Below are 18293 nucleotides of genomic sequence, written 5' to 3'. Positions count from 1 at the left end.
AACGGACCGCGCTGATTGCGTTGTTGCTGGTCAGAGTGATTGTCAGTGGGGGTCTCTACGGTGGTTCCCATGACTGATCAGGGGGACCGCTGGACAGCGGAACAGGTACTGGATCTGGCTCCTGACGATGCCTCACGCAAGGCGGGGGGCAGACTCGGTGGGGCGGGGCCGTGGTTGCAGATCGGAGGTTCCGCTTCTGGTTCTGTGTGGGGGTTGTGCAAGGGCAGCGGCAGCAAGCCGTACCGCACGGTCGTCGACCTGACGGGCCCCGCGTACAAGTGCTCCTGTCCGAGCCGGAAGTTCCCCTGCAAGCACGCACTGGGTCTGTTGCTGCTCTGGTCGGCGGAGGGGGCGGGCGAGCCGGCCGAGGCTCCGGAGTGGGCCTCGCAGTGGCTGGCGGACCGGGCCGCCAAGGCCGCGCGGCCGTCCGGCACCAAGGCCGCGCCGGTCGACGAGGAGGGGGCCCGGAAGCGGGCGGAGCGGCGGGCGGCGCGCGTGGGGGCGGGCGTCACCGAGCTGGAGCAACGGCTGGCCGATCTGCTGCGGGGCGGCCTCGCCGGCCAGGAGCAGGTCGGATACGCGGGCTGGGAGGAGACGGCGGCCCGCATGGTCGACGCCCAGGCGCCCGGACTGGCCGGAAGGGTGCGGGAGTTGGGGACGATACCCAGTTGCGGCCCCGGCTGGCCCGCCCGGATGCTGGAGGAGGCGGCGCTGCTGCACCTGCTCGACCGGGCGTGGCTGGGGGTGGCCGGGCTGCCGGAAGAGCTGGCGGCGACGGTGCGCAGCCGCGTGGGACTGCCGACCTCCGGGGAGGGGGAGGTCGTACGGGACCGGTGGCTGGTGCTCGCCCAGTACGACACGGTGTCGCCGGACGGCCGGCTCACCACCCGCCGGATATGGCTGCGCGGGTCGGCGGGCGGGCGGCCCGCGCTGGTGCTGGACTTCGGACCGCCCGGGCGGCCACCGGGGACGGCGCTGCCGGTGGGTCTGGTGCTGGAGGCGGAGATGCGCTTCCGGCCCGGGTCGGCGGGGCTGCGGGCGGACCTCGGTGAGAGGTTCGCGGCGGCCGTGCCGTGCGCGGAGGTTCCGGTCGGGGTGAGTACGGGGGCTGCGCTGGAGGCGTACGGGGCGGCGCTGCGGCAGGACCCCTGGTTGGAGTCCTGGCCGGTGGTGCTCGGTCCGGTGGTTCCGATACCGGGAGAGCTCGGCTGGCAGCTGGCGGACGCCGAGGGCACCTCCGCCCTGCCGGTGCCCCTCACCGGGGGTGGCGGCCGCTCCCGCGGGGGGCTGTGGCAGCTGGCCGCGTTGTCGGGCGGAGGCCCGGTGACGGTGTTCGGCGAGTGCGGGCACCGTGGCTTCACCCCTCTGACGGCATGGCAGCCGGACTCGACCGAGCCCGTCGCCCTGTCCTGATCAGGAGCGGAAAAAGGAAACACATCGCAGGGGGCCTGGGGGGTCCTGTGCCGTCACACGGGGGCGGCGGCAAGGAGACGACGTACGGCGCCGGGGGGCGCCGCACGCGAAACGACGACGAGCCGGGGGGCTTGCATGAACGACAACCACGCCAGCTGAAGGCGAGCAGGCAGACGGGGACATCGACAGCTCCGGTCCCGCGGAGGGGGCGGGACCGGAGCCCATGACACGACGAGCGACCGACGACGAGCGACGAGGGAGGGGCCCGATGGACAAGGGTGACGAGGGGTACGGGGAGTGGGAGGAGCTGGTCGCCACCGCGCTGCTGGGCACCGAGCGGCGCCGGGGCGGGGGCCCGGCGGGATCGCCGGAGGCGCTGTTGGACGCGGCGGCCGTGCATGCCGTACGTCGCCGGGCCGGGCTGCGACCGGCCGAAGCCGGGCCGCGACCGGATCCCGCGCCCCACGACCCCCGGCCGGCGCCACCGGAGGCGGCCGGCCGCAGGCTGGCGCTGTTGCTGGCCGGGCGTAGCGGCCCGGTCAACGGCGGCGGGCGACGCGGGACCGCCCCGGACCTGACGGAGCTGTTGCCGCAGTGGCTGGCCGCAGCCGCGCGGCACGGCTACCGGTCGCCGGCCGCGCTCGTACCGGCACTGCTGGACGCCGCCCGGGCCCGTACGGACCTGCGGCCGCAGGCCCTGGCCCTGGCCGGGACGCGGGGGCTGTGGCTGGCGCGGATGAATCCGGACTGGCGGTTCGCCCTGCGCGGGGGCGCGGGAGGCGCCGGGGAACTCCCGGCGGTGACGGACCGGGCCGCGGTGGAACGACTGTGGCAGGAGGGGCTGTTCGCGGAACGGGTGGCCCTGCTCGGGGCCGTCCGGGCCCACGAGGCGGCCGCCGCGCCGCGGCTGTTGACGACGACCTGGGCCACCGAACGGGCCGAGGACCGGCTGATGTTCCTCGATTCGCTGAGGGCGGGGCTGTCGGCGGAGGACGAGCCCTTCCTGGAGGCGGCGTTGGGCGACCGCAGCCGCAATGTCCGTGCCACGGCGGCCGAGTTGCTGTCGGCGCTGCCGACCTCGGCTCTGGCGGGGCGGATGGCGGAGCGCGCGCTGGCCTGCGTAGGACCCGAGGGGGTGACTCCGCCGGCCGAGTGCGACGCCGGGATGCTCCGCGACGGCGTGGTCAAGCGGCCGCCCGCAGGCCGGGGCGAGCGGGCTTGGTGGCTCGGCCAGTTGGTGGAGGCGGCTCCGCTGTCGTGCTGGCGGGAGCGGTTCGGCGGACTCGACCCGGCGGGGATAGTGGCACTGCCGGTGGCCGCGGGCGACGGCTGGACGGAGGAGTTGCACGCGGCGTGGTGCCGGGCCGCCGTGCGTCAGCGGGACGCACCGTGGTCGCGGGCCCTGCTCGGCCCGGCGTCCGCGCCGCCCGCGGCGGGCCCGGGCACGGCCTCGCTCGCCGAACGGGCCAAGCTGCTGGAGACCCTTCCGCACGCGGAGCGGGCGGAGTGGGTCGCGGAGTTCATACGGGCCCACGGGCTGTCGGAGGCGTTCCAACTGCTCGGGGTGTGCGTGGTGCCGTGGGCGGGGGCGCTGGGCCGGGCGGTCGTGGACGCGCTGGACACGGCCCGGGACGCGGGCAGCTACCCGTGGAGCTTCAGCGGGGTGATGGGTCTGGCGGAGCGCTGCCTCGATCCCGCGGAAGCGGACCGACTGGAAGCCCTGACCACGGCCGCGGAGGACCTGCCGGACGCGGCCCCCGGCGCGGCCGCGTACTGGGCCGAGGCATTCCAGCGACTCGTCTCGACCCTTCGCCTCCGCGCGACGATGCTGGCCGAACTGACCCCGGCGTAGCCCCGCGGGGGGCTACGCCGTGACCGATCCGGGCCGAGCCGAGCCGCTCGGCGCTGCCCGGTCCGTGCCGAACGGAGCCGAGCAGAGCGGAGCCGATCCGAACCGCCGGAGGCTACTGGCGGACGTGGGCGTTGACCCACTCCACGATGGCGGTCGTCGTCGCGCCCGGCGTGAAGATCTCGGCCACGCCCTTCTCCTTCAGAGGGGCGATGTCGTCCTCCGGGATGATGCCGCCGCCGAAGACCTTGATGTCCTCCGCGTCGCGCTCCTTGAGGAGTTCCAGCACGCGCGCGAAGAGCGTGTTGTGGGCGCCCGAGAGGATCGAGAGGCCGATCGCGTCGGCGTCCTCCTGGATGGCGGTGTCCACGATCTGCTCGGGGGTCTGGTGGAGGCCGGTGTAGATGACCTCCATACCCGCGTCCCGCAGCGCCCGCGCGATCACCTTGGCCCCGCGGTCGTGGCCGTCGAGACCCGGCTTGGCCACCACCACACGGATCGGACCGGTCACACCCATCGCACTGCCTCCCGAGTGAACGAACGTTAAGTACAGCATCGCGCACGCCGCCGTTTCGCGGTCAATCACGAGGGGGAAATCACACGTGGGACGGCATTGCGCCACCGTGCCGCCAGCCGCACGGCACGGTGGTGCGACCGCCGCGGTCCCGCTGAGGCTCAGGGGAGGCCGTCGATGGGGCTGTTCCTACCCATGTCCATGCCCTTGTCCGGCGCCGCGCTGCGGGCCGGCGCGCTGGAGGTGATGGTGTTCGGCGGGCACCTTCTGCTGTATCCCACCGGAGTGTGCCAGGAAAAGGTCACCATCCGCCCGCCCGCGACACGGCCGCCGGTCCTCCTGCTCCACGGGTTCACCGACAACCGGTCCGTCTTCGTCCTGCTGCGCCGCGCCCTCGGCGCGGGAGGCCGGCACGTGGAGGCGTACAACTACTCACCCTTCACCCTCGACCTGCGCGTCACCGCCCGCCATCTCGCCCGGCGTGTCGAGGAACTGTGCGAGCGCAGCGGGCAGGAGCGGGTGGATCTGGTCGGGCACAGCCTGGGCGGGCTGGTCGGCCGGTACTACGTGCAGCGACTGGGCGGCGACCGCCGCGTCCGGACCCTCGTCACCCTCGGCACCCCGCACGCCGGCACCCGCGTCGCCCCCTTCATGGACGCACACCCGCTGATTCGCCAGATACGTCCGGATTCCGAGGTGCTGGCCGAGCTCGCCACACCCGCGCCCGGCTGCGCCACCCGATGCGTCGCGTTCTGGAGCGAGTTCGACGCCATCACGACCCCGGCCGGGGCCGCGCGGATCGAACACCCCGATCTATGTGTGGAGAACGTGCAGGTCACCGGCATCGGACATCTTGCGCTGGCCGCCCATCCCGCCGTGATCGCGGCGGTCCGGCACACCCTCGACGGGCTCGGTCCGACCGCCGTCACGGGCTCCGACACCGCCTCCGTCGCCTAGCCGACGAACGACCGGCAGTCGAACTAATTTCGAACTCAAGGCCAAGGGTCCGCATTTCGGCGACCGAAAGACGGCCGAATGCCCGGTTCCGGAGATCTGGGGGCCCGACGAAGATTGTCGTGGCGAGTAACCGCCGGGTACAGTCACGCCACTGCTCTCCTCCGGTGAACCTTGCGTTCCCGGCCACCCAGGCCCCCACTGCCGAGGCGAAAGAGAAGTTGGTGAACGACCGCCCAACGTCGGGCCAGTATCCGGATCCCGGGTACGACGGCCTTTCCACCACCGCTTTCGCTGGTGATCCGACCTACCCTGCCTACGAAACGCAGGGCCAGGGGGTCAATTACGCCGCCTACGGCTCCTATGACTCGGGCACGTACGACGCCACCGCGTGGGCCTCGCAGGACAGTTACCTGTCCACGATCCCGTCCCAGGCCGCCCCCGAGGACACCACCGGGAGCTGGGACGCGAGCGCCTGGACCACGCCGAGCACGGACTACTCCGGCTACACGCAGTACCAGCAGCCCTCCTTCGGCTACGACACCTCCGGCGAGCACACCGGGCACTGGGCGATGCCGGGCTACGGCACCACCGGCACGGAGACCGGCGCCTACGACGCCACCGCCTGGAACACCGTCGCCGAGACCCCGGCCCAGCCCGAGGCCGCCTACGGGTACGAGTACCAGCCCGCGCCCGAACCCGCGCAGCAGGAGTACACGTACCAGGCGACCACCATCGGCTACGCCTACGAGGCCACCCAGGCCGTCGTCATCGACTCCGGTCACCAGGGCGGGTTCGAGACCGGTTTCGAGACCGGGGCCGCCACGTACAGCGAGACCGCCGTCTTCGAGGTCCTCCCCGAGGAAACGTCGCAGGTCCACGAGGCGCACGAGGCCCCCGAGGCGTTCGAACTGCCCGAGGCTCACGATCTGCCCGAGGTCCACGACCTCCCCACCCAGACCATGCCCGTGACCTCGACCCCGCGCTCCGCGCGCCGGACGGCAGGCAAGGGCAACGGCAACGGCAGGACCGGCGCCACCGCCAAGACGAGCAACAGCGCCGGCGGCAGCGGTGGCAACAGCCGTCGCCGCAACCCGGCGAAGCGTTCCGCCCTGCTGACCGTGGCCGTGCCCTCCGCCTGTGTGATGGGCGTCGCGGGCGTCGCGGCCGCCTCCGTCGGCGGCCTCACCGGTACGGACCGGCCCGCCGAGGAGCCCACCACCATGGCCGCGCCCGACCCGGCCTCGGTGAAACCGGTCGCGGCGAACACCAAGCTCGACACCCAACTGGTCGCGCTCAGCGCCGACGCGGGCGACTTCGCGGACCGCGCGAGCCGTACGCAGGAGCGCATCGACCTGCGCGAGCGCCAGGAAGAGGAAAAGAAGAAGAAGGCCGAGGAGGCCGCGGCCAAGGAGGCCGCCCGCCCCAAGTTCGCCATCCCGGTGAACCAGCACGGCCTCAGCGCCAACTTCGGTCAGGCCGGCGGCATGTGGATGTCGGTGCACACCGGCATCGACTTCCCGGTCTCCTACGGGACGCCGGTGATGGCGGCCACCGACGGCACCGTGCGCACCCAGTACAACAGCGCCTACGGCAACATGGCGATAGTGACCGCGCCCGACGGCACCGAGACCTGGTACTGCCACCTCAGCTCCACCAAGATCCGCGGTGGCAAGGTCAAGGCGGGCGAGGTCATCGCCTACTCGGGCAACTCGGGCAACTCCACGGGCCCGCACCTCCACTTCGAGGTCCGGCCAGGCGGCGGCTCCGCGATCGACCCCCTGCCGTGGCTGCGCAGCCACGGCCTGGACCCGACGTAACTCCCGGACCCCACAACCCCACTTGCTGTTCCGAGCGCCGCGCGGCCCGAAGGCCGCGCGGCGTTCGTCGTCCTACAGCTTCTGCACCGGCGCGTACCGCAGCAGCAGCCGCTTGGGCTTGTCGTCCCCGAAGTCGATGGTGGCCTGCGCGTCCGCGCCCGCGCCCTTGACCTCCATGACGGTGCCGAGCCCGAACTGGTCGTGCGTGACCCGGTCCCCGACCACCAGGGCGATGACCGGCTTGTCGGCGGCCCGACGCGTCGCGAATCCGGACGGCCCCGACTTCGTACGCGACGAGGACAGGAACGCCTCCGGCGAGGTGCCGAACGTCGCCTTGCCCGAGCCGGACGACGATCCGTACCCCGAGCTCCGCATCGGGCCCGCCGGCTTCTGCGTCGCGCCCGTCCGCTTCCACTGGAGGTACTCGGCCGGGATCTCCTCCAGGAACCGCGACGGCGGGTTGTACGAGGGCGTGCCCCACGCGCTGCGCATGCTGGAGCGCGTCAGGTACAGCCGCTCGCGCGCCCGGGTGATGCCCACGTACGCGAGGCGGCGCTCCTCCTCCAGCTCCTTCGTCTGGCCCAGCGCCCGCATGTGCGGGAAGACCCCGTCCTCCATGCCGGTCAGGAAGACCACCGGGAATTCGAGGCCCTTGGCGGTGTGCAGGGTCATCAGCGTGATGACGCCCGTGCCCTCGGTGTCCTCGTCCGGGATCTGGTCGGAGTCGGCGACGAGCGCGACCTGCTCCAGGAACTCGGCCAGGGTGCCGGACCCGGGGACCGGGGCCCCGGTCTCGGCGGCTTCGGCGGCCGCGGCCTCCCGTGCCTGCTCGAACTCCAGCGCCACGGCCGCGAGCTCCTGAAGGTTCTCGATGCGCGTCTCGTCCTGCGGGTCGGTCGACGCCTGGAGTTCGGCGAGGTAACCCGTCCGCTCCAGCACCGCTTCCAGCACCACCGCCGGACCCGCGCCCGAGTCGACGATCGTCCGCAGCTCCTCCATCAGCACGTTGAACCGCTTCACCGCGTTGGTGGAGCGCGCCGCCATGCCGAAGGCCTCGTCCACGCGGCGCAGGGCCTGCGGGAAGGTGATCTTCTCGCGCATCGCGAGGGCGTCGATCATCGCCTCGGCGCGTTCGCCGATGCCGCGCTTGGGCACGTTCAGGATGCGCCGGAGCGGGACGTTGTCCTCGGGGTTCGCCAGGACACGCAGGTACGCGAGGACGTCGCGGACCTCCTTGCGCTCGTAGAAGCGGACGCCGCCGACGACCTTGTAGGGCAGCCCGACCCGGATGAAGATCTCCTCGAACACGCGGGACTGCGCGTTGGTCCGGTAGAAGATCGCCACGTCGCCCGCCTTGGCGTCGCCCGCGTCCGTCAGCCGGTCGATCTCGTCGGCGACGAACTGGGCCTCGTCGTGCTCGGTGTCCGCGACGTAGCCGGTGATGACGGCGCCGGTGCCGGCCTGGGTCCACAGGTTCTTGGCACGGCGGTTCTCGTTGCGCTCGATGACCGCGTTGGCCGCGGAGAGGATCGTCTGCGTGGAGCGGTAGTTCTGCTCCAGAAGGATCGTCGTCGCGTCCTTGTAGTCCTCCTCGAACTGGAGGATGTTGCGGATGGTCGCGCCGCGGAACGCGTAGATCGACTGGTCGGCGTCACCCACCACGCACAGCTCGGCCGGGGGCAGGTCGGGGTAGCCGGTGCCGACCAGCTCGCGCACCAGCGTGTACTGCGCGTGGTTGGTGTCCTGGTACTCGTCGACGAGGACGTGCCGGAAGCGGCGCCGGTAGTGCTCGGCGACGTCCGGGAACGCCTGGAGCAGGTGGACCGTGGTCATGATGATGTCGTCGAAGTCGAGGGCGTTGGCCTCGCGCAGCCGCCCCTGGTACATCGCGTACGCCTGGGCCAGGGTCTTCTCGAAGCCGTCCACGGCCTGGTCGGCGAAGGCTTCCTCGTCGATCAGCTCGTTCTTCAGGTTCGAGACCTTGGCGTTGAAGGCCTTCGGCGGGAACTTCTTCGGGTCCAGGTCCAGGTCGCGGCAGACGAGCGCCATCAGGCGCTTCGAGTCGGCCGCGTCGTAGATCGAGAACGAGGACGTGAAGCCGAGCCGCTTGGACTCGCGGCGCAGGATGCGTACGCACGCGCTGTGGAAGGTGGAGACCCACATGGCGTTCGCGCGCGGGCCGACCAGGCCCTCGACGCGCTCCTTCATCTCACCGGCGGCCTTGTTGGTGAAGGTGATCGCCAGGATCTGGCCGGGGTGGACGCCCCGCGCGGACAGCAGGTGTCCGATGCGGTGGGTCAGCACCCGGGTCTTGCCGGAACCGGCGCCGGCCACGATGAGCAGCGGGGAGCCGGCGTGCACCACGGCCGCGCGCTGCTCCTCGTTGAGCCCGTCCAGGAGCGTCGCCGGGTCGATGACGGGCCTGGGGGCGCCGTCCCGGTAGTACGCGTCCCCGCTCATGGGTACGTCGAACCGCCCCCCGAAGAGATCGTCCGCGCCCGCCTCGGGGGCGGCGTGGTCCTCGGGCGGCGGCGGGACCTCGTCGGAGGGGGTGAGGTCCGCCAGGAAACTGTCGTCAAAGAGGCTGCTCATCGCATTCCGAGTCTAGGGGGCGGGACCGACAGGCCAGCACGAGTTCGAGCAGACCGGGAAAACGGAGCTCCAGGTCCTCGCGGCGCAGCACGAGGGAGAGCTTGCGGCCCTGGGGGCGTTGGCGGACGATCCCGCTCTCGCGCAGCGTCTTGAGGTGGTGCGTGACGCTGGAGCGGGGCAGGTCGGGGACGACCTCGCCGCAGCACGCCTCCTCACCGGAGGCCAGCTTGCGGACGATCTCCAGCCGGACGGGGTGCCCCAGCGCCGCCAGCACCGCGACCAGCTCGATGCGGTCGGTGGCGGGGTGGGTCGGCTCGACGGCTGCGGCAGGCATGGCCCCACTGTACGCAGATCTCGTACGGACACCGCTCGACCGTTCGAAGATCTCGTATGGTTCAGCCGGTGCGAGAACGTCCGGAGGTCGTCACGGCCGGGCCGCCCCGCCTCCTCGGCCGCCCGGGCCGCCTCGTACGCTCGGCGCCATGGACGTACTCATCAGTGTCTTCGTCGGCCTGCACATCATCGGGATCGCCGCACTCCTCGGTGGTTTCCTGACCCAGATGAAGGCGATGAGCGCGGGCACCGCCCGCTTCACGCCCGCCATGCTGCACGGCGCGCTCACCATGCTCGTCACCGGCGTCCTCCTGGTCGGCTTCAACCAGATGGACGGGACCCCCGTCAACAACGTCAAGGTCGGCGTGAAGCTCGCGATCCTCTTCGTGATCCTCTGCCTCGTCTACGTCAAGCGCGACGAGGAGCACGTGGACAAGGCGGTGTTCGGGGCGGTCGGCGGGCTGACCGTGATCAACATCTTCATCGCCCTTCTCTGGCACTGACCCACACCGGAACGATCTGCTCCGGTCCTCGGCGGCCAGCTCCGGTCGGATCGCGCCACTTACGATCATCTCGTCATCCGCCCGTTACCTCCGGGTCTAGCGTCCTCCTCCAAGCACCGACAGAGGAAGGACGTGAGGCCCGCGTGGCCAGTCATCGAAAGCCCAGGCAGCGCACGCTCTCCGGCGGCCCGGTACGGACGACCGCCGCCCTCGCCCTCGCGGGCGCTGCCACCGCCACCGCCTTCGAAGGCACCTCCCAGGCCGACCCCCGGCCCACCCCCGCCCAGGTCAAGTCGGAGGTGGACCGGCTCTACGAGGAGGCCGAGGCGGCGACCGAGCAGTACAACGGGGCGAAGGAACAGGCGGACGAGGCCGAACGCGCGCTGACCGGACTGCGCGAGGAGGCCGCCCGCAAGACCGACCAGCTCAACACCGCCCGCAGCGCGCTCGGCACGCTCGCCGCCTCCCAGTACCGCAGCGGGTCCCTCGGTACCGCCGTCCAGCTCGCGCTGGCCTCCGACCCGCAGGAGTACCTCTCCCAGGCCGCGTTCATCGCCCGCGCCGGGGACCGCAACGCCGCGGGGATCACCACCGTGCGCCGCCGGCTCGACGAGGTCGGCAAGCTCCGCGAGCAGGCCTCCGGGCGGCTGGCGGACCTCCGCTCCCGGCAGACGGAACTCGCCGGGCACAAGGCCGTGATCGAGGAGAAGCTCACCGCCGCCAAGAACCTGCTGGCCCGGCTCACCGCCGAGGAGCGGGCCGCGTACGAGGCCGGGTCACCCGGCGGATCGGCCGGCGCTGTCGCCGGATCCGCCGCGCCCCAGGGCAGCACGCCCCCGCCCCCGGCCGACGGTTCGCGCGCGGCCCGCGCCGTGGCCTTCGCGTACGGCGCGATCGGCAAGCCGTACGTCTGGGGCGCGACGGGCCCGGGGTCCTTCGACTGCTCCGGCCTGACACAGGCGGCCTGGCGCTCGGCCGGGGTCTCCCTGCCCCGCACCACCTACACCCAGATCAACGCCGGCCGGCGCGTGGCCCGCGACCAGCTGGCCCCCGGCGACCTGGTGTTCTTCTACTCCGGGGTGACCCACGTCGGCCTCTACATCGGCAACGGCCAGATGATCCACGCCCCGCGCCCCGGATCGACGGTCCGGTTGGCGCCGATCGACTCGATGCCCTGGGCCGGCGCCTCCCGCCCCGCGTGACCCCTCAGCCCCGCGCGCGGCGCCGGCCGCTCGGCGGACGCGGGAACCCGACGGTCACGGGGCCTTGACCAGTCCGCTCAGCCAGCCGAAGGTCTGCGGCAGCTGCTTGGACCACGATTCGAGGTTGTGGCCGCCGACGACCTTCTCCGCGTGCACCACGGTCGGGTTCTTGGCGATCGCCTTGAGGTCCGTGCCGGACAGGTAGCCGTCGTGCTCGGCCCCCGACATCCACAGCGCCACCGGCGGCGGGGTGGGCGCGGCCTGGAGCAGGTTCTTCAGGTTGTGCGTGCGGCGCAGTTCGGGGTCCTTGGCGACCAGCGACGAGGGCTCCTGCCCCGGGTCGTTGTAGCCGGACAGGGAGACGGCCGCGCTGTAGCGGTCGGGGTGGGCGATGGCGAGCTTGGCGGCGCAGTACGCGCCGGCCGAGTAGCCGGCCACACCCCAGGTGCGGGCCTCGTCCGAGGCCCGGAAGTTGTCGACGACCATCTTGCGGACGTCGACGCTGAACCAACTGTCCGCGTTGACCTTGCCGGGAAGGTTGGCGCAGCCCGTGTCGCCGTTGCCGAGCAGCATGGCGCGCGGCGAGACCAGGATGAACGGCTGGACCTTGCCGCTCTTCATCAGCGGCTCCAGCACCTCGTGCACCTTGAGCCCCTGGAACCAGGACTTACCGGTCCCGGGTATGCCCGGTATCAGCTCGACCACCGGGAACTTCTTGTCCTTGTAGGCCGGGTCGTCGTACTGCGGCGGCAGCCAGACCATGACATCGCCCTTGACGCCGGAGATCTTGCCGTCGAGCTCGGTCTTCTGGACCCGCCCGCCGACGCCCTCCACCGGCTGGAACTGCTGGCGGACCTTCGGCGCCTCGTCGACCTTCTTGCCGCCGAGCCCGTCCGGACCGAGGTCGGGGGCGGCCGTGACGTACTTCCCGGTGCCGAACAGGTCGCTCCAGGAGGCATAGAAGTGCTCGGCCCGGTTGACCGCGACGAACACCACGGCGACGGCTGTGACCTGGGCGAACACCACCATCAGCGCGCGCAGCAGGGTGCGCACGACGGCCGGGCCGCGCACCTTGCTCCAGACGGCCAGCGGAAGGACGACGGCTATCGCCGTCAGGGCGATCACCGTCGCGAAGAAGGGTGTACCGGTCAAGCTCATCACGCCAGCCTAGAGGGCGGCGTACGCGCTCCCGGTTGCCAGGTCGACCTGCGGCGTGGGTCACACCGCAGGTCAGACGCAGGTCAGGCGCAGGTCGGCCGTCGGTCGGCGCCGGCCGGCCGACTCACACCAGGCGGCGGGCCGTCGCCCAGCGGGTCAGCTCGTGCCGGTTGGAGAGCTGGAGCTTGCGCAGGACGGCCGAGACGTGCGACTCCACGGTCTTCACCGAGATGAAGAGCTGCTTGGCGATCTCCTTGTACGCGTATCCGCGGGCGATCAGCCGCAGCACCTCCCGCTCGCGCTGCGTGAGCCGGTCCAGGTCCTCGTCGACCGGCGGCGCGTCCGTCGAGGCGAACGCGTCGAGCACGAAGCCCGCCAGCCGCGGCGAGAACACCGCGTCCCCGTCCTGCACCCGGAAGACCGAGTCCACCAGGTCCGTGCCGGTGATGGTCTTGGTGACGTAGCCGCGCGCACCGCCCCGGATGACCCCGATGACGTCCTCGGCCGCGTCCGACACCGACAGCGCGAGGAACCGCACCGGGTTCTCGGCCGCCGCCATCAACGGGGCGCAGCGCCGCAGTACCTCGACGCCGCCCCCGCCGGGCAGGTGCACGTCGAGCAGGACCACCTCGGGCCGCGTGGCGGTGATGACCGTGACGGCCTGGTCGACGTCGGCCGCCTCGCCGACGACCTCCACGCCCGTCCGGTCGGTCTCGCCGATCTCGGCCTGCACTCCCGTACGGAACATCCGGTGGTCGTCGACGAGCACCACCCGGACACGCCTGGTCTCCCCCACGCCTGCGTTCTCTCCCGCCTCGGTCATGCTGTGTTCGCCGCCCTCTCCATCTCCAGCTCGACTTCCGTGCCGCCGTCGGGCGCGGACCGCAGCCGTGCGGTCCCGCCGTTGCGCTGCATCCGGCCGATGATCGATTCTCGTACGCCCATGCGGTCCCCGGGTACCGCGTCGATGTCGAAGCCCGGTCCACGGTCCCGTACGGACACGAACACCGTCTGCCCCTCGACCTCCGCGTACACCTGTACGGGCCCGCCCTCGCCACCGTACTTGGCGGCGTTGACCATCGCCTCGCGCGCGGCCTGTATCTGTGCGGCCAGCCGCTCGTCGAGCGGGCAGTCCCCGACGACCACGACCTCGATCGGGACGCCGTGGTGGTCCTCCACCTCGGCGGCCGTCTTCTTCACGGCCTCCGCGAGCGTGGTCGGTTCCTCCGCCTCGTCCTTGCCGGTGCCTTCGGGCTTGTAGAGCCAGTTCCGCAGTTCGCGTTCCTGCGCCCGCGCGAGGCGGCGTACCTCGGAGACGTCCTCCGCGTTGCGCTGGATCAGGGTGAGGGTGTGCAGCACCGAGTCGTGCACGTGGGCGGCGACCTCGGCGCGCTCCTGGGCGCGGATGCGCATCAGGCGTTCCTCGGACAGGTCCTGGGTCATCCGGATCAGCCAGGGTCCGGCGAGCAGAGCCACGCCGACGAGGACGGCGAGGGTGGCGGTGAGGACGTTGCCGAGCTGTGCGGCGGAGCCCCGTACGACGATGAAGACGGTCAGGCCCACCCCGACCAGGGCGACGCCTGCCAGTGCCCGCGCCACCTGGAAGAGCCGTCCGTGCCGTCCGGCGGCCGTCGACCAGTGGGCGCGGCGGGCGTTGTCGGCCTGCCGCCATACGAGTACCACCCCGGCCCCGACCAGCAGCGTCGGCCACACGTACCGGCCGGACGCGCCGCCGAGCTGGACTTTGGAGATGAAGATGCCCGCGCCGATGAACAGGGCGATCAGCGCGGTGATCTGCCCGCGGTCGGGCTTGCGCACCCGGCGGCTGCCGTCGGGGAGGGTCTCGAAGAAGGAGCGGTGCCCGGTCCGGCCGCCGACGCCGAGCGGTACGAAGACCCAGAACGCGGCGTACAGCAGCACGCCCAACCCGTCGCCCCACATGAACAGCAGGAGGAACGCCAGGCGGACCCAGCCCACCGGAAGCCCGAGGTGCCCGGCGAGACCACGCGCGACACCACCCAGCATCCGGCCGTCGGCGCTGCGGTAGAGCTTGCGCTGCGGCGCCTCGTCGGCGTCCGGTGCGTGCGGGGTACGGGGAGCGGCGGCTACGGGCATGTCACCAAGGGTCACACGCGCGCCGGTGGCCGGGCATCAGGGCATCCCCCCACATCCACCGGGGGGATATCAGGGTTGCACCAGGGTAGGGCCGGATGCCGCTCGCCTCCGCGGGCCGTCACCATGGACCCATGACCGAAGTACACGACGCCCCGCCGGCGGGGCCCGGCGCCCCACGGGCCGCCGACGCCAGGCCACCCCTGCAGCGGAGCAGGCGCGACAAGGTTCTCGCGGGCGTGTGCGGCGGCCTCGGCCGGTACTTCGACCTGGACCCGGTGGTCTTCCGTGTCGTCCTCGGTGTCCTCGCGGTCACCGGTGGCGTCGGTCTGATCTTCTACGGCTTCGCGTGGCTGCTGCTCCCGCAGGAGGGCGAGGAGGACAGCGAGGCGAAGAAGCTGCTGACCGGGCGCGTGGAGGGGGCCACGCTGGCGGCCGTGTTCGCCGCGCTGGTGGGCTGCGCCCTGTTCCTGTCGATGCTGGACAACGGCGGGCTGGCGGCCTTCTCGGTCCTGGTCGTCCTGGCGCTGGGCGGGGCCTCGTACTGGTCGCAGCGCAAGCGGCACACCTGGCCCGAGGCGCAGGCGCCCGACCCGGCCGGCGGCGCCCCCCGCGCCGCGCACTCGCCGGCCCCGCCGGAGACGCAGGCGCCGCCCACCCCCGGCGGCCCGTCCTGGTGGCGGGACCCGCTGGTCAAGGACGGTACGACCGGCCCGGTCGGTGGGACGGGCTATCTGTGGGGGCCCGACGACACCGCCGACCCGGCGGTGGTCGGCCGCCGCACCCCGGAGGCGGCGGCGAAGGCGCCGGTCGCTCCGGCCCGCCCGCGCGGCGGCATCGGCGGCCGGGTGTTCGTGCTCGCGCTGCTGGCCGGGATCGCGGGGACCGCGGCCACCTGGGAGGGCAACCCGCTCGGTGAGGCGCTGGAGACCGGGCTCGCCGCCGCGCTGATCGTCTTCGGTCTGGGCCTCGCGGTCAGCTCCCTGCTGGGACGTACCGGGTTCGGCACGATCGTGCTGGCCGTGTTCACCTCGGGTCTGCTCGCGGGCGCGGCCGTGCTGCCGCGGGAGATCGGCACGGACTGGCAGCGGGTGGAGTGGCGTCCGGCCGCGGTCGCCGACGTGAAGCCCTCGTACGAGGCGGGCACCGGGCTCGCCACCTTGGACCTGAGCCGTCTGGACGTGCCGAAGGGCACCACCGTCGCGGTCGAGGCGTCCATCGACGCGGGCCGGCTCAAGGTGGTCCTGCCGCGTGAGGTCACCGCGCGGGCCGATGTGACCATCCGGCGTGCGGGCGACGTGCAGATGCCCGGGGACCGCGCGGACCGGATCGAGGAGATCGGCGAGCAGCACCGTACGGAGACCCTCGCGCCGGCTGCCGGCACCGAGGCCGGCGGGACGATCGAGCTGCACCTCGGTGCGGACTTCGGACAGGTGGAGGTGGCCCGTGCGGCGTCATGAGTTCCAGCCGGGACGGCTGATCGCCGGAGTGGCCCTGGTCGTGGCGGGCGCGCTCTACCTGGTCGGCAACACCGGCGAGGCGGACCTGCCCTGGTTCGCGGTCATCCCCATCACCATGGGCGGGCTCACCCTCGCCGCGCTGGTCGGGCTGGTGACCTATGCCGTACGCCGGGACCGGCGCGACCGGATCACCGAGTCCAACGACAGGTAGGGCGCCCCGGCGAGGATCAGCGGGGTCCACGCCATCATGTAGATCAGGTCACTGGCGTACTGCTGTTATAGGGTGCCTTGCCATGAAGCCTGTGCGTGTACTGATCGCCCTCAGGATCAGCAACGAGACCGACGCATCCACTTCGCTGGAGCGCCAGCTCCAGGACTGCATGGCCTACGTAGCCGAGCGACAGCACCTCGGATGGCAGGTTGTGGGCGTAGCCAAAGACGCCCACATCTCCGCCACCAAGTCTCATCCATTCGAGAGACCACAGCTCGGGGAATGGCTGAACAATCGGGCACCAGAATTCGATCTGCTGCTTTTCTGGAAGATGGACAGGTTCGTCCGCAAAGTCGTCGACATGCAAGACATGATCAAATGGGCGACCGCTCACGGGGGAAAGTTCTTGGTTTCAGCCAAGGAACCTGTACTCGATATGGTCGGCCCCTTTCGGCACGTCATCATCGACTTGTTCGCGGCCATCGCCGAGACCGAAGCTCAGAACATCTCGATGCGAGTCAAGTCGTTCCAGAGCTATGCCAAATCCAAGGACGTCTGGGCCAAGGGAAAGCCGCCCTACGGTTACGAATCCTTCCGTGACACCGACGGGGCAATGAGACTCCGAGTGCGCGAGAATCAGAAGGAAGCCATTCGGGAGATGTACAAGCGGGTGGTCGCGGGTGGGGAACCATACTCGGCCATCTGTGACGACTTCAACGCCAGAGGGATTCCCTCTCCCGGAGGCGAGCGGATGTCCAATCGCCGTAAGAACAATGGCGATCCACTGCCGATCTGGCGGAGCCGCACTCTCACAACCATTCTGAGGTCCGAAACCATCCTCGGCTGGAAGTGTGAGGAAGTGAAGGTTCCCGGAAAGCAGTACGGAACATCCCAGCCGATCCTTACCCCTGAGGGCAAAATTCGGATGGCAGACCCGATTCTCACCGACGAGGAATGGACGAAGCTCCAGGATGAGATGAACGGGCGCCCCAGTGCCGGCCGCCGCTCCACAAAGAACACGACAGCATACCGTGGCGTCGTCCTCTGCGGCGGCTGCGGCGGGAACCTGTACCTCTTCAATCCGGAGAGGCAGCAGGGAAAGCCCGTCTACCGCTGCAACAAGTCGGCCAACCGAGAGTCCTGCGGCAAGGGCTACGCCTTCCGGGCTGAGAAGGTAAGGGAAACCGTAGAGACCATGGTGCTGGGAGTCATCGGAGACTTTCCCATGTACGAACGTCACTACGTCAAGGGCTCGAACAATGCCCAGCGACTCCAGGAGATCGAGGAGTACGTAACGGGACTCCAGAGGTCCGTCCGCCCCGGAGGCAAGAACTCCTCAGGGTTCGCCAAGAAGTCCACCGAGGAAGAGATTGCGGCCCTCTACGAGGAACACGACTCCCTGACGACCGAGGGAGACAAGCCGGACAGGTACGAATACCGGGACACCGGGGAGACCTTCCGCCACATGTGGGGTCGGAACGAAGGCAACGACGCCGAGAGGACACGCCACCTACTCAAGGCAGGAATCAGCGTCCGCTTGAACCCGCTCGTCAAGGGAGTCTCCAACACCATCGACTTCGGCGCAGAAGTGGACCTGGGCAACCTGAGCCAGCCATTCACCATCCACTGAGAAACACTGGGCCCCGAAGGGGGCCCACTACTAGTAACTAGTAGATATAGAGAACCCCTCAAAATAGATGTACGTGTCCTGTGAGAGATTCTCGGACGGAACCCAGGGAAACTGAGATCAGGGTCACACCATCAAGACTTCGCGTGATTTCTGGGAAACCCATACAGGATGAACGGAAGGCGCCCCGGCGGTCCACAAGGAGGTATTCACCAAGCGTTACCCCGGGCAGATCACAGCCCAGAAGACCGGCCTGACAGCCACCGAAGGGCGTCTCAAAAACCATGGTTACTGGGACATGCCGACGATGGCCACCAAGGGGGCTCCGAGGGTGTTCAAAACCCGTCTCGAAACATGACCCAACCCCTTGATGTTCTGAGACGAGTTGTGAGACTGTCTCCGCATGACGACGCCCGGCACGACAACAGGCCACCTGATCGGATACGCCAGATAGTCGGGCATGAGACGTGTCCGCGAGAGAGTGTCCCGCTCTTGATCGGATCACTCGTCTGGTGATGTCGGTCTCCCGGTCAGGGGCCGTGTCT

At 70.7% G+C, this 18293-nt stretch carries 15 protein-coding genes; 9 read left to right on the top strand and 6 right to left on the bottom strand.

Annotation, left to right across the window (positions count from 1 at the left end):
* The first annotated feature begins 69 nt into the window (after nucleotides 1-69).
* Nucleotides 70-1413: an SWIM zinc finger family protein gene (locus tag ACGFYY_RS10075; protein WP_393708060.1), complete on the top strand. Its 1344-nt coding sequence runs from the start codon at nucleotides 70-72 to the stop codon at nucleotides 1411-1413.
* Nucleotides 1414-1681: 268 nt separating this feature from the next.
* Nucleotides 1682-3265 (top strand): DUF5691 domain-containing protein, encoded by a 1584-nt coding sequence (locus tag ACGFYY_RS10070; protein WP_365267279.1) that lies wholly within the window; start codon nucleotides 1682-1684, stop codon nucleotides 3263-3265.
* A 112-nt stretch (nucleotides 3266-3377) separates the two neighbouring features.
* Here ACGFYY_RS10070 and ACGFYY_RS10065 read toward each other — a convergent pair whose 3' ends face one another.
* Complete coding sequence (locus ACGFYY_RS10065) at nucleotides 3378-3779, bottom strand: cobalamin B12-binding domain-containing protein (protein ID WP_030712743.1); 402 nt, start codon at nucleotides 3777-3779, stop codon at nucleotides 3378-3380.
* A gap of 192 nt (nucleotides 3780-3971) precedes the next feature.
* Here ACGFYY_RS10065 and ACGFYY_RS10060 point away from each other — a divergent pair, with 192 nt between their 5' ends.
* Nucleotides 3972-4733, top strand: coding sequence for an esterase/lipase family protein (locus ACGFYY_RS10060; protein ID WP_393708057.1), 762 nt, complete (start codon nucleotides 3972-3974; stop codon nucleotides 4731-4733).
* Between the two features lie 221 nt (nucleotides 4734-4954).
* A complete protein-coding gene (locus ACGFYY_RS10055; RefSeq protein WP_393708055.1) occupies nucleotides 4955-6550 on the top strand; it encodes a M23 family metallopeptidase in 1596 nt (531 codons plus the stop codon).
* A 72-nt stretch (nucleotides 6551-6622) separates the two neighbouring features.
* Here ACGFYY_RS10055 and pcrA read toward each other — a convergent pair whose 3' ends face one another.
* Both pcrA and ACGFYY_RS10045 read right to left on the bottom strand, forming a co-directional pair.
* The gene (gene pcrA, locus ACGFYY_RS10050) at nucleotides 6623-9142 is read right to left on the bottom strand and encodes a DNA helicase PcrA (protein WP_365267273.1); all 2520 of its coding nucleotides are present in this window, start codon (nucleotides 9140-9142) and stop codon (nucleotides 6623-6625) included.
* Nucleotides 9126-9476 carry an ArsR/SmtB family transcription factor gene (locus ACGFYY_RS10045; protein WP_393708052.1) on the bottom strand — a complete coding sequence of 117 codons (351 nt, stop codon included), beginning with the start codon at nucleotides 9474-9476 and terminating at the stop codon, nucleotides 9126-9128. Before ACGFYY_RS10045 ends, pcrA begins: the two co-directional genes overlap by 17 nt.
* A 148-nt stretch (nucleotides 9477-9624) precedes the next feature.
* On the opposite strand from ACGFYY_RS10045, the gene ACGFYY_RS10040 reads away from it, so the two are divergent.
* Together ACGFYY_RS10040 and ACGFYY_RS10035 are read left to right on the top strand one after the other, a co-directional pair.
* A complete protein-coding gene (locus ACGFYY_RS10040; protein ID WP_365267269.1) occupies nucleotides 9625-9978 on the top strand; it encodes a hypothetical protein in 354 nt (117 codons plus the stop codon).
* A gap of 143 nt (nucleotides 9979-10121) precedes the next feature.
* Nucleotides 10122-11180 (top strand): NlpC/P60 family protein, encoded by a 1059-nt coding sequence (locus ACGFYY_RS10035; protein WP_393708050.1) that lies wholly within the window; start codon nucleotides 10122-10124, stop codon nucleotides 11178-11180.
* A gap of 54 nt (nucleotides 11181-11234) precedes the next feature.
* On the opposite strand, the gene ACGFYY_RS10030 is transcribed toward ACGFYY_RS10035, so the two are convergent.
* The 3 genes from ACGFYY_RS10030 to ACGFYY_RS10020 form a co-directional block, all read right to left on the bottom strand.
* On the bottom strand, nucleotides 11235-12338 hold the full coding sequence (locus tag ACGFYY_RS10030; protein WP_393708048.1) for an alpha/beta hydrolase: 1104 nt from the start codon (nucleotides 12336-12338) through the stop codon (nucleotides 11235-11237).
* 124 nt (nucleotides 12339-12462) lie between these two features.
* Nucleotides 12463-13161: a response regulator transcription factor gene (locus tag ACGFYY_RS10025; protein ID WP_030011726.1), complete on the bottom strand. Its 699-nt coding sequence runs from the start codon at nucleotides 13159-13161 to the stop codon at nucleotides 12463-12465.
* Entirely contained in the window at nucleotides 13158-14453 is a 1296-nt protein-coding gene (locus ACGFYY_RS10020) for a PspC domain-containing protein (RefSeq protein ID WP_393708045.1), read from the bottom strand. Before ACGFYY_RS10020 ends, ACGFYY_RS10025 begins: the two co-directional genes overlap by 4 nt.
* Before the next feature lie 131 nt (nucleotides 14454-14584).
* Between ACGFYY_RS10020 and ACGFYY_RS10015 the strand changes: the two genes are divergently transcribed.
* The 3 genes from ACGFYY_RS10015 to ACGFYY_RS10005 all read left to right on the top strand — a co-directional run bounded on the left by ACGFYY_RS10015 (nucleotide 14585) and on the right by ACGFYY_RS10005 (nucleotide 17751).
* Nucleotides 14585-15910 (top strand): PspC domain-containing protein, encoded by a 1326-nt coding sequence (locus ACGFYY_RS10015; protein ID WP_393708043.1) that lies wholly within the window; start codon nucleotides 14585-14587, stop codon nucleotides 15908-15910.
* Nucleotides 15897-16121, top strand: a complete 225-nt coding sequence (locus ACGFYY_RS10010) for a hypothetical protein (RefSeq protein ID WP_393708041.1) — start codon at nucleotides 15897-15899, stop codon at nucleotides 16119-16121. Before ACGFYY_RS10015 ends, ACGFYY_RS10010 begins: the two co-directional genes overlap by 14 nt.
* Before the next feature lie 82 nt (nucleotides 16122-16203).
* Nucleotides 16204-17751, top strand: a complete 1548-nt coding sequence (locus tag ACGFYY_RS10005; RefSeq protein ID WP_393708039.1) for a recombinase family protein — start codon at nucleotides 16204-16206, stop codon at nucleotides 17749-17751.
* Nucleotides 17752-18293 lie beyond the last annotated feature (542 nt).

The organism is Streptomyces sp. NPDC048331, assembly GCF_043201215.1.
GTDB lineage: Bacteria > Actinomycetota > Actinomycetes > Streptomycetales > Streptomycetaceae > Streptomyces.
The sequence above is the reverse complement of the archived record's forward strand: the minus strand, read 5'-3'. Positions and strand labels throughout refer to the sequence as shown.

Excerpts from the sequence above, each read along its gene's own strand:
- ACGFYY_RS10075 (WP_393708060.1), top strand. The coding sequence starts at position 70 with ATGACTGATCAGGGGGACCGCTGGACAGCGGAACAGGTACTGGATCTG.
- ACGFYY_RS10060 (WP_393708057.1), top strand. The coding sequence starts at position 3,972 with ATGTCCATGCCCTTGTCCGGCGCCGCGCTGCGGGCCGGCGCGCTGGAG.
- ACGFYY_RS10005 (WP_393708039.1), top strand. The coding sequence starts at position 16,204 with ATGAAGCCTGTGCGTGTACTGATCGCCCTCAGGATCAGCAACGAGACC.
- ACGFYY_RS10040 (WP_365267269.1), top strand. The coding sequence starts at position 9,625 with ATGGACGTACTCATCAGTGTCTTCGTCGGCCTGCACATCATCGGGATC.
- ACGFYY_RS10020 (WP_393708045.1), bottom strand. The coding sequence starts at position 14,453 with ATGCCCGTAGCCGCCGCTCCCCGTACCCCGCACGCACCGGACGCCGAC.
- pcrA (WP_365267273.1), bottom strand. The coding sequence starts at position 9,142 with ATGAGCAGCCTCTTTGACGACAGTTTCCTGGCGGACCTCACCCCCTCC.
- ACGFYY_RS10030 (WP_393708048.1), bottom strand. The coding sequence starts at position 12,338 with ATGAGCTTGACCGGTACACCCTTCTTCGCGACGGTGATCGCCCTGACG.
- ACGFYY_RS10045 (WP_393708052.1), bottom strand. The coding sequence starts at position 9,476 with ATGCCTGCCGCAGCCGTCGAGCCGACCCACCCCGCCACCGACCGCATC.
- ACGFYY_RS10015 (WP_393708043.1), top strand. The coding sequence starts at position 14,585 with ATGACCGAAGTACACGACGCCCCGCCGGCGGGGCCCGGCGCCCCACGG.
- ACGFYY_RS10070 (WP_365267279.1), top strand. The coding sequence starts at position 1,682 with ATGGACAAGGGTGACGAGGGGTACGGGGAGTGGGAGGAGCTGGTCGCC.
- ACGFYY_RS10025 (WP_030011726.1), bottom strand. The coding sequence starts at position 13,161 with ATGACCGAGGCGGGAGAGAACGCAGGCGTGGGGGAGACCAGGCGTGTC.
- ACGFYY_RS10065 (WP_030712743.1), bottom strand. The coding sequence starts at position 3,779 with ATGGGTGTGACCGGTCCGATCCGTGTGGTGGTGGCCAAGCCGGGTCTC.